The following is a 13,058-nucleotide window of genomic DNA, read 5'->3' on the forward strand; positions in this document are numbered from 1 at the left end:
TACCCAGATAGCTTATCGGGTGGACAAAAGCAGCGAGTGGCAATTGCCCGTGCCCTAGTCAGCCGTCCCAAGCTTGTCCTGGCTGATGAACCTACTGCCGCGCTGGATAAAAAATCGGGACGTGATGTGGTGGAACTAATGCAAAAACTAGCAGCAGAACAAGGTTGTACGATTTTAATGGTGACTCATGACAACCGCATTTTAGACATTGCCGATCGCATTGTATACATGGAAGATGGTCGTCTAGCAGATTATCCCGACTTGGTTGCTGCAGCCGAATAATACTTTCAAACCGAGCTTTTTCCTTGTCTACCGCGATCGCCTACAGGCGGTTGCGTTCATAATGTTTCGAGTAACAGCTTGCTGAAGGTGACAGGCAGCATCCAGCCTTTCCCTGCCCTTTGAAAGCTGAATTGGTTGTAAGCCATAGGTTTTATTGTTTCGTTTGTCGTCCACCTTGTGTCCTTTGTCGTTAAACTTCAGCGTCAATCACACCAATAAGTATACGCATCAGCGTTTCTAACTGTTCTGGTAGTTGCCACAAATGACGGTCTTCGACAATTTGCCGTTGGCTGCGTCGATACGCGCCAAACTTCCACAAGTCTCCTGTAGTGACGCTACCGTAAAAGGTCGGTGCTGGGTGTTGGATCCACTGGTCAAGGGCAATTAACTCAGTAGCTAGTTGGGTGAACCCACGTGCTAGATCAGCTTGCTTTGCCTCAATGATCAGTAGTCCTGTTTTGCCAGGAATAAAGTAATCAGCACTGCCCTTCAAACGGTCGCTTACGTTCATGGTGTATTCAGATTTGAGCGGGCTGTTAACCTGTTCACAAACTTCAAAGAGCGTTGGTGCTATGAGTGCTTCACGCCTGGAAGTCTCTGTCGTCAGGCTTACGCGGGAAAGGTTACGTTCTAACTGTCGTCTTAGTTGGTCAAGCCCTACAATTTCGCCCTGCTTCATTGGTAGAGTGAGTGTTTCCCGAACAAGACTGCAATCTAGCTCTGCGAGTATGTCTTCTGGTTCATAGGGCATTTTGCCATAGTCACTGAAGGTGTAGCTTTGATTCGGTTGAAGTATGGGCACAGTGTTACGCTCCTGTGGCTAGGTTTGAAACGGTTGTAGACTTAACTATGCCTGTAAAGCTGATAAGCTTTCGTTTCGGGGTCTTGTTGTAACCGACAGTCTCCGTTGACTAAGGCGGCAACAATAGCCGTTTGTGGCTCGTTGAGGTTAATTTTGGCGCTAATGTCGATGTTGTTTTGGCCTGAAGAGTCTTGGGGGTCGAGCATAGTTGTTGGTTTTGCTTGAGCTGCAAAGCTCAGTTTACCGAGGCTGTAGTAGCCAGACCAAAACGCCGAGTATCGTGTCAACGGGTGGTAGCGTATGGTCAAGCAAGTTGATTGTCAGTGTTTGTTCTTCAAGCTTAAGTGTGAATGAGCAAAAGATTTGGCGTGATTCGCAAATGAGTGGTGCAATCAGTCAACATGTCTCCAGACTACCGTTCTGGGCGCTGATCACCTGAGATGAACTGTGTTGATGCAGCAGTGATTAGAAGTAAGCCAAGAGCCTAAAACGCTGACAGATTCTAGCTTTACAGGTTTGCGCCACTTATTTGCGAATTGCGCCATATTTTCTGCTCATTCACATTAGTTGCGGGTGGCAGCAACTAACCACGAAAGAGTGAGCTTTAGTCGCAAGGCTCGAAGGGACTACCCTCTAAAACTACGGCTCACTTCGGCACGGTTTTGGTCGCTGGCCAGAACTGTGCCAGTGTCTAGTGCCCGTTTCGAGCTAAGCGGTCGTGAAGGGTCTGACGCTCCACTCACTCGGGACGTGAGGGAACTGATACGCTTGCAGATAGCTAAAACCGCTCAGTTGCCAAACCTCGGCTAGCCCCGTCGCCGCATTGCGCCAGAGGAGGTCAGGCGTACTGTCACCACCTAAATGGGGTGATTGAAGGGTTGCTGCTATAAAATGCAATGAGGCTGAAACCCTTGTAGGGAGAGCAATCGAGGCTAGTCGGTCTGTACTACTAGATTCTGACGTAGTCCACATCTACCTCTATTAATTAACGAATTTGCGTTGTTTCGGGCTTCAGATTCGCTCTCATTGCATCGCATGATAACAACCCTTCAATCACCCCTGTAACTAAGCCTATTTGAGCAGTTGCAGACTCAGTTTGAGCCAGTGCCAGTCCAAAGTCTAGACACGCCAACGGAGCAGACCCGTGACCGCCAAACGCAACGCACAGTGAGTGTCTTAGACCGTGTTACCGGGATTAATCCGCAGCGGGTGGGCGTACAACGGATCATGCGCGTGGAGCGGGTGGTCACCAGAGCGAACCGACCGTTTACCGAAACCATGTTCTACATCAGTTCGTTGACGCTGGATGCAGCTGCGTTTGCGCAACGCATTCGCCAACATTGGTACATTGAAAATCGTCTGTATTGAGTCAAAGATGTGGTCTTGAAAGAGGATGGTTCTCCTCTCTGTGATGGCAATGCCCCAGCGAATTTTGCCATTGTGCGAACGATAGCGCTCAATCGCTTTCGGCACCACGGCTTTGACTCCATTACCAGGGCTGACGCTGTCTTGCCCATGATCTCCCGACGCTCTTTTCCTTGTTTCAATAGATCAGCCCTGCTTTCTTGGGTAGGGAAGGGTTACCCACTGCGGCAAGCGAGCCACAAGAAAGAGGGGCTTAGGCAATTTCTACGCTAGAGCCATAATGCTAAGTCCATGGCGAATCAGCAAAGGATTTATAGATGATGAGTCTCACAGTTAAGTAAGATGGTCTTAACTCAGTGGATAGGTATTTATTCTTATCATGATTGAACAGTTCCCCTGGCTGACCGTGATTGTGCTGCTGCCGTTGGTAGCCGCGTTGTTCATTCCTTTGATCCCTGACAAAAGCGGCAAGACTGTCCGCTGGTACGCGTTAGGGGTTGGCATGGCTGATTTCGTACTGATGTTCTATACCTTTTGGCAGCATTACGACGCGAGCCAGGCGACATTCCAACTGGCGGAAAAGGTGATCTGGTTACCGCAGTTGGGCTTGAGTTGGGCGCTGTCGGTGGACGGTATTTCGGCTCCGCTGGTGCTATTGGCAGGCTTTGTGACGACGCTGTCAATGTTTGCCGCATGGCAGATGGATCGGCGATCGCGCCTGTTCTACGCACTGATGTTGATTCTGTATGCTGCCCAGGTAGGGGTGTTTGTGGCCCAAGACCTGATGCTCTTCTTCATCATGTGGGAAGTGGAACTGGTGCCGGTCTATCTGCTGGTATGTATTTGGGGCGGGCAAAATCGGGCCTATGCAGCGACGAAGTTCTTGATGTATACGGCCCTGGCTTCGATTTTCATTTTGGTGGCAGCCCTAGGGATGGGGCTCTATGGTGATACGTTCACCTTTGATATTGCTGAACTAAGGTTAAAGCAGTTTCCCTTGGGGCTGGAATTGTTTTTGTACGCTGGCTTGCTGGTGGCCTTTGGGGTCAAATTGGCAATTTTCCCCCTTCATACTTGGCTGGCGGACACTCACGGCGAAGCTTCTTCTCCAGTGTCGATGATTCTGGCAGGGGTGTTACTGAAAATGGGCGGGTATGGGCTGATCCGGTTGAACTTGGAACTGCTGCCGCATGCCCATGTGTATTTTGCGCCAGTGTTGGCGATTTTAGGGCTGGTCAACATCGTTTATGGGGCGCTGAACTCCTTTACACAGACTAATATGAAACGGCGGTTGGCCTATTCCTCAATTTCTCACATGGGGTTTGTGCTGCTGGGGATTGCTTCCTATAGTGATTTAGGTGTAAGTGGGGCGATGCTGCAAATGCTGTCTCACGGGCTGATTGCGTCGGTGTTATTTTTCTTGGCAGGCGTTACCTACGATCGCAGCCGCACGATGATGATGAATCAGTTGGGTGGATTGGGGCAGGCAATGCCTACGGTGTTTGCCCTGTTCACCATGGGGGCAATGGCGTCCTTAGCGTTGCCAGGGATGAGTGGGTTTGTCGGAGAACTGGCGGTTTTTGTCGGCTTGGCCACAACAGACATCTATGGTTTGACCTTTCGCTTGGTGACCATTTTCCTGGCGGCAGTAGGGTTGATTCTGACGCCGATCTATCTGCTGTCGATGGTACGGCAGGTGTTTCATGGAGCCAGCGCTGATCAAATGTGTGACCTAGTGCCTGCCTGTGACCTGAATGATCTAGATTTGAAGGCCCAGGGCAACCAAGAGGCGAACTGTTTTGGCACGGACTGTGTCTTGCCAGAGGAGGCAGAGTTTAAGGATGCCAATTACCGGGAGGTTTTTATTGCGGTTTGTTTTCTGGGGCTGATTATTGCGATCGGGTGTTATCCCAAGTTGGCGACCCAAATGTATGACGTGAAAACGATGGCGGTCAATGCCCAGGTGCGGGCGGCCTATCATGAGGCTTTTCCAGAGGCGTTACAGCGCTCGGCACAGGGGCGATGGAGTTCTGAGATCGCAGCAGAGCTGATCCATCAGTCGTAGAAAATGGAAGATAGAGAGGTTGTTACCTAGAACCGGTGGTCGCATGAGTCTCATTGAGCCTTTGCAAACGATTCGGGATTTCCGGACGCAACCGGAGTACCCGCTGTGGGTCATTTTGTTACTGGTTCTGATGGGCACGATGAGCGGTTGCACGGGGTATCGGCCGCTAGCCGACTTTGTGGCTCGACATCAAACGGCATGGTTGACGCTATTGCAGTGACCGCAGCAACGACTGCCCAGTCTCTCGACGTTGCGGCGCATCATGATACGGGTGAATTTTGAATCGTTCACGGACGCTTTCTGAAGACCAGCGGAGTGGGTGACCGCTCCGCTGAGTTTAACTCCGCTGCTACAACTAAGCCTCATAGGGCAAAAAAGAACCCGATCACTCTGACCGGGTTGGTTCTGTCTCTGCACCGTAAGTTGATTACGCTGCTCGCTGGGCAACTACGCCTCCCGTTGGCACTTGCCTTAAGTCTGTGGACGGCCAGCACCTGGCAGACGCCGGTCACTGTAGACGTGAACCGTCGCGCTGCCGCTTACACCAGGACTTGCAGGGCATCGTCACGTACAGCGCACTGCTAGATGGTGTTCTGTTGCTATGCTTGTCTAAGCGTTTCACTCGTCGGCAAGCAAGTCCTCAACCTTACGTGCGTAGACATCTAAGCCCTGCAGTACTGGGACACAACCAGTAAACGTTGCGCGGTTCAACAGCCACCGCCAGAAGAGCCACCACCATCACTACCAGAAAACCCACCACCGCCATCACTGCCGCTATAGCTGCTACCGCCGCTACAGTCTCCACCATAGCTGCTAGCACCGCTATCACCGCTAGAAAAATTGCTACTACTGCTGCTATCACTATAATTGCTATGACTCGCACCACCAAACATGAAAATAGGACTCGCTAAGCGATCAGAACCGCCCCGACGTTTACGTTGCAAGCTCGCAGATTGAGCACCAGTGCCGCCGCATAGAGCGAAAACAAGAAACAAAATGCTGATGAAGATGATTAGTTCCATCGGTTTGAGTGCGTAGATGTTGCTGGCACTTGACTGCTAGTACTAGCTCAAGGGTAACAGATAGCTAACTTGATGCAGTCGGTGTGCAACGGGATTGTTATACAGCTGGACGGTGAACAAAGCGGTAGCCGATATCATACTGGTTTTGCTGGCGTAAGTAGCTGGATGTAATTAAACTGAAGATAATTTTGAGGGTGGAGAGGGTGGAACCCCCTGCTTGGGAGCGAAGCTGCCAAATTCTCTCTTACAATTAATTACAACCACCTACTTATGACCTACAAATTAGAGAATTTAGGAACTGGATCAGCACTGAGGCAAAGGTTAGAGGAAGACTTATCTACAGCAGAAATTGAGGCACTCGAAAGCACGATTCAGCCGTTTATCGAAATCGATGTTGTGCCAAGTCAGAGCAGTCAGGCTCCCACAGTTGGGCAAAGCCGATTGGGAGGCTTCCCTGATCTGCCAGTTGGATTTGAATATCCTCGATTAAAAGGCAAACCTGCGGTTTTATTAGCACAGATTAATTTTGCAGAAGTCCCATCACTAGAAGAATTTCCAGAAACCGGGTTGCTTCAGTTTTATCTTGCCGACCAGCCTCTTCAAGAGTTTGATTATCGATTTGATCTGCATCAACAGAATGATGCAGCAGCTTTATTTTTTCCTGCCCCCCTTGATGACTTCATTCCCCAAACTCACAACCGACCTCAATCCAATAATCCCTTCATCCCAACTCACCATACGCTTCAGTTTGAGCGAAAACTTGCTCCTGCTGCTTCATCCGATACAGAGTTTGCAGACCTGACGATCGCTCTTGAAGACTTTGAGTTTTTTGGGGAGAACTATGAAACTGCATTAGGAGAGTTGGCAGATTCTGACGACAAGAATCTGATCACAGCATTGAATTTATTAAGGGGAGGTGGCCATAAACTCAGCGGTTATCCGGGCTTTCTACAAGGTGATCCACGACACGACATCTTTCCTAGAACGGACTGGGATCCTGATGAACCTTTTGAACTTCTCTTGAGGCTGATCAGTACGAGAGACGTCAATGTTGCTGGGTTCCATCTTTACTTCCTGATCAAGCGATCAGACTTACTGCGGCGCGATTTTTCAAAAGTTGTTTTCTACTTCGATCGCTAGTTACAATTCTCGGTTGTGTCACTAAAAAGTATTTACGACACAACCCTTAGCAGTGGGTAAGAATAGGTTTGCTTCGATCTCCTCTCGTACTGCTTGGCTGACGTAGCAGTCGCTCTTCAGGCAGGCTACTAAAGTTAGGCAGTGCTGCGATCAAGACAAAACACTAGCTAACGGTTCAACGCAAAGCGCGGAAGTGATTGAGTTGCTCATTGTGATTTTTTTGGTTTGAGCCGACTGCTGGGAGAAAGAGTGCAAGAAGATTTGGCGGCACAGCCTCCGTAGCGGTATATTCCACAAGGAGACAGGCGAGACTCACTGGGCTTTTAATGTGACCTCTACCCCCTTATGGTTAGCAACGCTAGACCCTTCATGATGGCAAGAGTGACAAGCTTCACAATCGATGGTGCGAGTTCCACAGACCTGGACGACGCGGTTTGGGTCGAGACAGAGGGCAATAATACGCGGCTTCAGGTGCATATTGCGGACGTAGCACGTAAGGTAAAACAGGACGGTTTTCTAGATAGGCAAGCACTTAAACGTGGCGAGACCGCGTACCTGTCAACCACGCGCAAGCCAATGTTTCCCCCTAGCCTTGAAGCATCGATGAGTCTGTTGCCCTTCGTGGAGCGACCTGTACTTACGGTGGGCATCCTGGTTGACCTACAGGGTGAACTGCTGGACATGTCCCCACGTGAACAGGTGCTCGTCAGCCAGGAGCAGTTTAGCTATGACGCCGTAGAGGGGATTCTGCGGGGAGCGCCACACCACTTGCAACCCGAACTCCAACTGTTAGAACAGGTGACGCGGCAACTCGCACAACAATGGCAGCAGCAGGGGGCGATCTACGGTCGGACAGTGGGAACGAATTACATTGACGAAGACGGTCGCGTAGTCGCGCAAATCCTGCGCTCCCAGCAAATCAATGCGGAACTCATGATCCTGACGAATCGGGTCGTCTCTGAGTTTATGCACGACCATCAGCACTGTTGGCTGTACCGCAGCCATGACTACCGTGACCTCAACGAACTGCCGGTTGACCGACAGCAGTTTATGCAGGCGTTGAAGGCGATCGCCGGCAACCCCATGAGCCTGCAAGTCATGAACCTGATTCGCACGCACTGGCACTCAACTCCCACCGTTGAGTTCAAAGAACAGAGCACACCGGCTGGTTGGGCAGTGCTTTGTGTTGTGAATCAGGAAGGCAAAGAGCGGTGTCCGCCTGCTTGGTCGATCGCTCCGCGTAAAGTGTTAGCACAGCAAGACTCTGCGTACCGTTGGCTAGAAGCGTGGGTTTGGAAGAAACTGGTCAGCAGTACCGCAGCACAATTACCAGAAACAGCAGCGCCACTGCCAGTTGAGCTGGTGCGTCCCGCGCCAGAGACTCTGCTAGCAGCGAACTAGGCATCGGACTATGTGAGTTCGCTCAACCAATACGCTCAACACTTGGGTGTGCCACTGCCTGAGTACACGTGTGCCTCAGTCGCCACAACCAGCGGCTTGTTTCAGTGCGTCTGTGAGTGTCTTGACCTTGTGGGTAAAGGCGAGGGCAGCAGTAAGAAAGTGGCTAAGAGCAAACCCGCTCAGGGTCTTTGGGAGCAGATTGAGAGTGGTGCTGCCAGTCCACACGCCATCAGGGCTGTGACTGAGCAAAATCTTTTGCTCAATTTGCAAATAGGTAGCACAAGCTTATAAAGTTGAAACCTGTGCGCGTTGCAGGGTTTGATTCACTTCCAATTGCTGTTCCTTCAATGCAGTTGGATGTCAACTTATCAGAAGCTAGAACACTAGACTGGAGCTGCTCTCACTCGTTGCGCAACTCATTTGCAAATTGCGCTATATTTTCTGCTCATTCACAATTGTGACCCTAAAAGCCACTTTGGATCATCGCTTTTGATAAGCTTTGGGTGTCACCCCTGTTAGCTGCCGGAAGACTTTTGTTAGATGAGTTTGATTGGCAAAGCCACAATTTAGAGCAATGTCACTAATTGAAATGGCTGGCTGTTTCAGTAATTGCTGGGCTCGTTCCACACGTTGTTGCATCAAATACTGATAGGGCGCAATGCCCACTGATTGCTTGAAGGAGCGGCTAAAGTGGGATTCGCTCATGCTGGTTAGGTTCGCCAAAGCCAAAATCGACAAATCTTGTGCCAAATTCGCCTTGATGTAATCCATGACTCGCGCTAACTGTGACTGGGGTAAACTGTTGGCTTTGAACTTAGGCTTGCTGACTGCATAGTTCTGCACCAAACGAGCGGCAAGCGCTGTTCCCAAGGACTCGCCATACAACCTGCTAGACAGACAACCCGTTTGGGTTTCCATCTTAAGCGCGAGGGCTAATTGCTGGATGACCGGCTCAGCGATCGAAAACTGTGGAATCAGTTCTACTTCACGCTGCATCAATTCCTGAGTGGTTTGCTTCACTAAGGTTAGACAAATTGCAATCACCGAAAATTCGACTGCCTGATCCCAGTTTGTCCAATGGCTTAGAAAGGCTGGGATCACATCGACACAACCATTGCCGTGGGCATAGTGTTTAACTTTGCCGTCCAACCAACGCTCTGCCTAAAAACAACTTTTGGGGTCTGTGATCACCAGTGAATGTTGTAGAAGGCAATGCTCCACCGTTTTGTGGGGCGGATGGCAGTAGTGGATGAAAGTTAACCCTTTCCAGCCCGTATGATAGCTAGCGACTAGGGGTGTTTGTGGCAGCACTCGCGCTGCTTCCTGCTGGTTTGTCAGATCAAGTGTGCGGTTGCATGATTCATGATGGGCTTTAACCCAGTCAAGCTTTCACGGCTCAAGCAAGATGAGGCTAATTTTAGCAGAATTGGATGAGACGGCAGGTTGAGGCTACACCTACAGTAGGAATATTCTCCTCTCTCCTTCCCTCTTATGTCAAAGCAACCGGTCCCAGAAATCGAGCTACTACGCGCGGCTTATGCAGCCTTTAACGCGCGCGATATTAATGCCGCACTCGTCATTATGACTCCCGAAGTGCATTGACCAAGGGCGTTCAAAGGCGGTTTTCTCCGTGGGCCGGAAGCAGTGCGCGCTTACTGAATGGAGCAGTGGAGCGAGATTAACGCACATGTCGAGCCGATTGCCTTTAGCCCGAAGGAGGGTGGGCAGGTCTTGGTCGAGGTCCATCAGGTTGTGCGCGCTCTGGCTGGAACTGTGCTTGCCGATGAGCACGTCGGTCAACGTTTCACTTTTAAAGATGGATTGATTCAATCTATGAAAGTCTGCCTACTTTCATCATCCGGACTTAGTGCCTAACAACGCCGGTTGTGTCGCAAAAACTTTTTAAGGACAACCGATCGGTAATGTTTGCATCCCCTGAAGCAGCCATGCCAAAGCTTGCTTCTATAAACTTGGCTAGAGAGACACTATCCCCTTAGCCGCTTCCTTTCATTTGCCCTTTACGAAGCAGATTCATGGTCTCGATGCCGCTCAACGTGCTTCTGGCAAGATTAAAAACCTTCAACCCCAGCATCGGTTTCACCATCCGCTTGATGGTTCAATGATCTGGCTCAATGACGTGATGCAAAGACTGGCTCTGCCGCAACTCGGTCTCCTTCGCAAACGTTGCTTCAGACTGCAGCGTTGCCATGCCCACTGGGTCAGCCGCATGCTTAGCCACGTTAATACCCCATCGAGTCTGAGTGTGCTGACCCTTGAGCACTTAACGCAAGAAGCTTGCTGCTGTCTTGCCATCGCGCTTGGCGCTCAGCATCAACTCAAGGGTGTTACCGGCTGAATCGACAGCGCGATACAAAGATTTCCACACTCCCTTGATTTTGATGTCAGTCTCGTCGGTGCTCCACGAGTCGTTTGTCGGCTTTAGGTGGGGTCGAAAGCGTCTGTCCAGGTCCGAGGCGTACCTCAAGACCCTACGATTGCTTGTTGAGTGATCCATGTTCACTCCACGCTCAGCCATCATTGCCTCCAAAGCCCGCAGACTCAGGGAGTAGCGACAAAACTACTGCATGTTCAGCAGGATGAGCTCCGGCAAAAAATGCCGCCACTTAAACAGGGATGAAGTAGACATCGGAGTGGGAAAAAGCAAGGTTGGGCTTACCGCCCTTACCATTCACCGGTTTTTGCAACACAACCGCAATTTCTGTGTTTGCATAAAGTCGCTAGCACTGGCTTCAACGCATATTCACCACTTTTGAAGGACTTTGCTGCGTTCGACGTTCCTGCAAAGCCTTATCAATTAATTTTGAAACTAGCCAAGAGACGGAGCGCTCATCTGCCTCTGCCCATGCTTCCAATTCCTTTTTCCACACTGAAGGAATGTAAGCGACCACTCTATCTAAGTCTGTTTTTCCGCCCATACTAAATTTTGTTTTTACTCTCTGCTTCATACCCAGCATACAATCAACAAGCTAGACCATGCTGTGCTAGACCATGCTAGCACAGCATGGTCTAGCAAGAGTAACGGAGACTTTAGAGATGAACCATCAAAATTTGCTTTCCATCACCGCCAATCGCGTGCAGCCATCAATGAATCGGGGGCTTGTCTTGCTCTCAGCCAGAGAAATGGACAAAATGCGTCGTGTTGGACAACTTGCTGCAAAGCTCCTCAATCATCTCGAACCAATGGTGCAACCTGGAGTGAGTACGAAAGCTTTAAATGATGAGGCAGCGCGTTGGATGCAAGCTCATGGTGCCATCAGTGCCACACTTGGCTATGCTCCTCCTGGTTACCCCCCGTTTACAGGTTCCATTTGCACTAGCGTGAATGAAGTGGTTTGTCATAGCATGCCAAACCCAAAGCAAATTCTTAAAAACGGCGATATCATCAATATCGATGTCACCCCCAGGCTAGAAGGTTATCACGGCGACACGTCTAGAACATTTCTAGTGGGTCAGGTATCCACAATAGCCCGGAAACTAGTTGAAACCACTTAAGAATCGATGATGCGAGGGATTGCTGAAATCAAGCCTGGTGCAAGAGTGGGTGATATTGGCGCTGCAATTCAAGCATATGCCGAGGCAAGTGGATTCTCAGTTGTGCGAGACATGGTTGGACATGGCATTGGCAGGCAGATGCATACAGAGTTTCAAGTGCCGCACTATGGCAAACGAGGCAGTGGGTTGAAGCTGCGTCCAGGAATGGTTTTTACGGTTGAACCGATGCTAAACGAAGGGACTTATGAGCTTAAAGCTCTCGCGGCTCGTTGGACTGTGATTACGAAAGACAAAAAACTCTCTGCTCAGTTTGAGCATACAGTTGCTGTGACAGAGGAAAGCGTAGAGATCTTAACTCTTGCTTAAATTTAGAGAAGCAGTGCTTTCAATAGGTTTTCCGTTGACAGCACAATCATGGCATGACAAGCACCGCGCAACGGACGAGCAAAGATTGCTGGTGTAGATGCAAGGGTTCTGTCGCAAAGACTTGAAAGTGACAAACGAGTTGGTCTCGTTCGAATTGCTTCAAGCACTCACTCCAAAGCGTTCATTAATGAATCTTGCTTGAGATCCACTATTCCCTTGATTGATTCCTTTCACTTGTCCTTTACGAAACATCGCCATTGCTTCAATTCCACGCAACGTTCTGCTTGCCGTGTTGAAGGATTGAAATCCCATCATCGGTTTGACAAGCCGTTTTACATACCGATAGTCTTGCTCAATCATGTTGTTCAAGTACTTGCTCTATCGTCGTTCGGTCTCGGCTTTCAACGTCTGATTTTGCTTCAATGCCTTTACAGCAACTGGATAAGCAGCATTTTTATCGACCGTCATCACTCGGAGAGTTTGAGTGTGCTTCGTTCCCAACACTTTGTGGAAAAAGCGGACCGCCGCTTTTCCATCCCGCTTCGCACTCAGCATAAAATCTAGGGTGTTCCCTTCCGAATCTACGGCTTGGTACAAGGATTTCCACTCGCCTTTCACTTCAATGTCAGTCTCGTCCACTCGCCACGAATCGTGGGTGGGATTCAAAAAGGGTCGAATGCGTTTATCTAGTTCTGGAGCAAATTTCAAAACCCAGCGGTTAATCGTGGAGTGATCCACCTGAACTCCTCGTTCTGCCATCATTTCCTCCAAATCTCGGTAGCTCAAGCAATAGCGACAAGACCACCGCACGTTCAGCAGAATAACTTCAGGCAAAAAGTGCCGCTATTTAAACAAGGAGTCAGTCGTCATTTAGAACAAGACTAGAGAAATTCAAGGTCCCCACCTTATCATTTCTTGCGACACAACCGAAGGGGATACGATCGCCAAAGACATTAAAAGAAATCGATTTTCTACTGCATGTTAATTTCCTGTGTTGCTTCATGCCCGTTTATTTCCCAGTCCCGACATTCAACCCCGTCCAGTGAGCCGCAAAAGCCCACATATCCGCCGTTTCCGCGATGATTTTGTCGGTGGGCTTGCC

The 13,058-nt window shown here is 49.8% G+C and carries 15 protein-coding genes and 3 pseudogenes; 9 read left to right on the forward strand and 9 right to left on the reverse strand.

The window, feature by feature from the left end; translation table 11 throughout:
- A partial coding sequence (locus H6F76_RS04220) for an ATP-binding cassette domain-containing protein (RefSeq protein ID WP_190506215.1) occupies positions 1-282 on the forward strand: 282 nt, incomplete at its 5' end.
- Positions 283-472: 190 nt separating this feature from the next.
- Here the strand turns inward: H6F76_RS04220 and H6F76_RS04225 are convergent.
- The 3 genes from H6F76_RS04225 to H6F76_RS04235 form a co-directional block, all read right to left on the reverse strand.
- Positions 473-1,084: a hypothetical protein gene (locus H6F76_RS04225; protein WP_199321909.1), complete on the reverse strand. Its 612-nt coding sequence runs from the start codon at positions 1,082-1,084 to the stop codon at positions 473-475.
- 41 nt (positions 1,085-1,125) lie between these two features.
- Positions 1,126-1,290 (reverse strand): hypothetical protein, encoded by a 165-nt coding sequence (locus tag H6F76_RS04230; protein ID WP_190506217.1) that lies wholly within the window; start codon positions 1,288-1,290, stop codon positions 1,126-1,128.
- 502 nt (positions 1,291-1,792) lie between these two features.
- The gene (locus H6F76_RS04235) at positions 1,793-1,981 is read right to left on the reverse strand and encodes a hypothetical protein (RefSeq protein ID WP_190506220.1); all 189 of its coding nucleotides are present in this window, start codon (positions 1,979-1,981) and stop codon (positions 1,793-1,795) included.
- A gap of 186 nt (positions 1,982-2,167) precedes the next feature.
- Between H6F76_RS04235 and H6F76_RS04240 the strand changes: the two genes are divergently transcribed.
- The 3 genes from H6F76_RS04240 to H6F76_RS30285 all read left to right on the forward strand — a co-directional run bounded on the left by H6F76_RS04240 (position 2,168) and on the right by H6F76_RS30285 (position 4,796).
- Positions 2,168-2,452 carry a hypothetical protein gene (locus H6F76_RS04240; RefSeq protein WP_190506222.1) on the forward strand — a complete coding sequence of 95 codons (285 nt, stop codon included), beginning with the start codon at positions 2,168-2,170 and terminating at the stop codon, positions 2,450-2,452.
- A gap of 373 nt (positions 2,453-2,825) precedes the next feature.
- A complete protein-coding gene (locus H6F76_RS04245) occupies positions 2,826-4,514 on the forward strand; it encodes an NAD(P)H-quinone oxidoreductase subunit 4 (RefSeq protein WP_190506238.1) in 1,689 nt (562 codons plus the stop codon).
- A gap of 105 nt (positions 4,515-4,619) precedes the next feature.
- Positions 4,620-4,796 carry a hypothetical protein gene (locus H6F76_RS30285; RefSeq protein ID WP_242036524.1) on the forward strand — a complete coding sequence of 59 codons (177 nt, stop codon included), beginning with the start codon at positions 4,620-4,622 and terminating at the stop codon, positions 4,794-4,796.
- 425 nt (positions 4,797-5,221) lie between these two features.
- Here H6F76_RS30285 and H6F76_RS04255 read toward each other — a convergent pair whose 3' ends face one another.
- Positions 5,222-5,536: a hypothetical protein gene (locus H6F76_RS04255; protein WP_190506226.1), complete on the reverse strand. Its 315-nt coding sequence runs from the start codon at positions 5,534-5,536 to the stop codon at positions 5,222-5,224.
- Positions 5,537-5,806: 270 nt separating this feature from the next.
- On the opposite strand from H6F76_RS04255, the gene H6F76_RS04260 reads away from it, so the two are divergent.
- From H6F76_RS04260 to H6F76_RS04270, 3 genes are all read left to right on the forward strand, one after another.
- Positions 5,807-6,676, forward strand: a complete 870-nt coding sequence (locus H6F76_RS04260) for a YwqG family protein (protein ID WP_190506228.1) — start codon at positions 5,807-5,809, stop codon at positions 6,674-6,676.
- Between the two features lie 345 nt (positions 6,677-7,021).
- Positions 7,022-8,077 carry an RNB domain-containing ribonuclease gene (locus tag H6F76_RS04265; RefSeq protein ID WP_190506230.1) on the forward strand — a complete coding sequence of 352 codons (1,056 nt, stop codon included), beginning with the start codon at positions 7,022-7,024 and terminating at the stop codon, positions 8,075-8,077.
- Between the two features lie 12 nt (positions 8,078-8,089).
- Complete coding sequence (locus tag H6F76_RS04270) at positions 8,090-8,368, forward strand: double-stranded RNA binding motif domain-containing protein (RefSeq protein ID WP_190506232.1); 279 nt, start codon at positions 8,090-8,092, stop codon at positions 8,366-8,368.
- 189 nt (positions 8,369-8,557) lie between these two features.
- On the opposite strand, the gene H6F76_RS04275 is transcribed toward H6F76_RS04270, so the two are convergent.
- The gene (locus H6F76_RS04275) at positions 8,558-9,226 is read right to left on the reverse strand and encodes an AraC family transcriptional regulator (protein ID WP_190506234.1); all 669 of its coding nucleotides are present in this window, start codon (positions 9,224-9,226) and stop codon (positions 8,558-8,560) included.
- A 342-nt stretch (positions 9,227-9,568) separates the two neighbouring features.
- Here H6F76_RS04275 and H6F76_RS31345 point away from each other — a divergent pair.
- Positions 9,569-9,952: pseudogene (locus H6F76_RS31345) on the forward strand (nuclear transport factor 2 family protein).
- Positions 9,953-10,193: 241 nt separating this feature from the next.
- Here the strand turns inward: H6F76_RS31345 and H6F76_RS30900 are convergent.
- The 3 genes from H6F76_RS30900 to H6F76_RS04290 all read right to left on the reverse strand — a co-directional run bounded on the left by H6F76_RS30900 (position 10,194) and on the right by H6F76_RS04290 (position 11,013).
- Entirely contained in the window at positions 10,194-10,316 is a 123-nt protein-coding gene (locus tag H6F76_RS30900; protein ID WP_277881185.1) for a hypothetical protein, read from the reverse strand.
- Between the two features lie 42 nt (positions 10,317-10,358).
- Positions 10,359-10,616, reverse strand: a complete 258-nt coding sequence (locus H6F76_RS31350) for a DDE-type integrase/transposase/recombinase (RefSeq protein WP_347275976.1) — start codon at positions 10,614-10,616, stop codon at positions 10,359-10,361.
- A gap of 211 nt (positions 10,617-10,827) precedes the next feature.
- Complete coding sequence (locus H6F76_RS04290) at positions 10,828-11,013, reverse strand: CopG family transcriptional regulator (RefSeq protein WP_190506240.1); 186 nt, start codon at positions 11,011-11,013, stop codon at positions 10,828-10,830.
- 118 nt (positions 11,014-11,131) lie between these two features.
- Between H6F76_RS04290 and map the strand changes: the two are divergent.
- Positions 11,132-11,956 (forward strand): annotated as a pseudogene (map, locus tag H6F76_RS04295) (type I methionyl aminopeptidase).
- Between the two features lie 159 nt (positions 11,957-12,115).
- On the opposite strand, the pseudogene H6F76_RS04300 reads toward map, so the two are convergent.
- Positions 12,116-12,790 (reverse strand): annotated as a pseudogene (locus H6F76_RS04300) (IS6 family transposase).
- Between the last annotated feature and the right edge of the window lie 268 nt (positions 12,791-13,058).

The organism is Leptolyngbya sp. FACHB-321 (assembly GCF_014695975.1).
GTDB lineage: Bacteria > Cyanobacteriota > Cyanobacteriia > Leptolyngbyales > Leptolyngbyaceae > Stenomitos.

Excerpts from the sequence above, each read along its gene's own strand:
- H6F76_RS04265 (WP_190506230.1), top strand. The coding sequence starts at position 7,022 with ATGGTTAGCAACGCTAGACCCTTCATGATGGCAAGAGTGACAAGCTTC.
- H6F76_RS04255 (WP_190506226.1), bottom strand. The coding sequence starts at position 5,536 with ATGGAACTAATCATCTTCATCAGCATTTTGTTTCTTGTTTTCGCTCTA.
- H6F76_RS04290 (WP_190506240.1), bottom strand. The coding sequence starts at position 11,013 with ATGGGCGGAAAAACAGACTTAGATAGAGTGGTCGCTTACATTCCTTCA.
- H6F76_RS04230 (WP_190506217.1), bottom strand. The coding sequence starts at position 1,290 with ATGCTCGACCCCCAAGACTCTTCAGGCCAAAACAACATCGACATTAGC.
- H6F76_RS31350 (WP_347275976.1), bottom strand. The coding sequence starts at position 10,616 with ATGATGGCTGAGCGTGGAGTGAACATGGATCACTCAACAAGCAATCGT.
- H6F76_RS04260 (WP_190506228.1), top strand. The coding sequence starts at position 5,807 with ATGACCTACAAATTAGAGAATTTAGGAACTGGATCAGCACTGAGGCAA.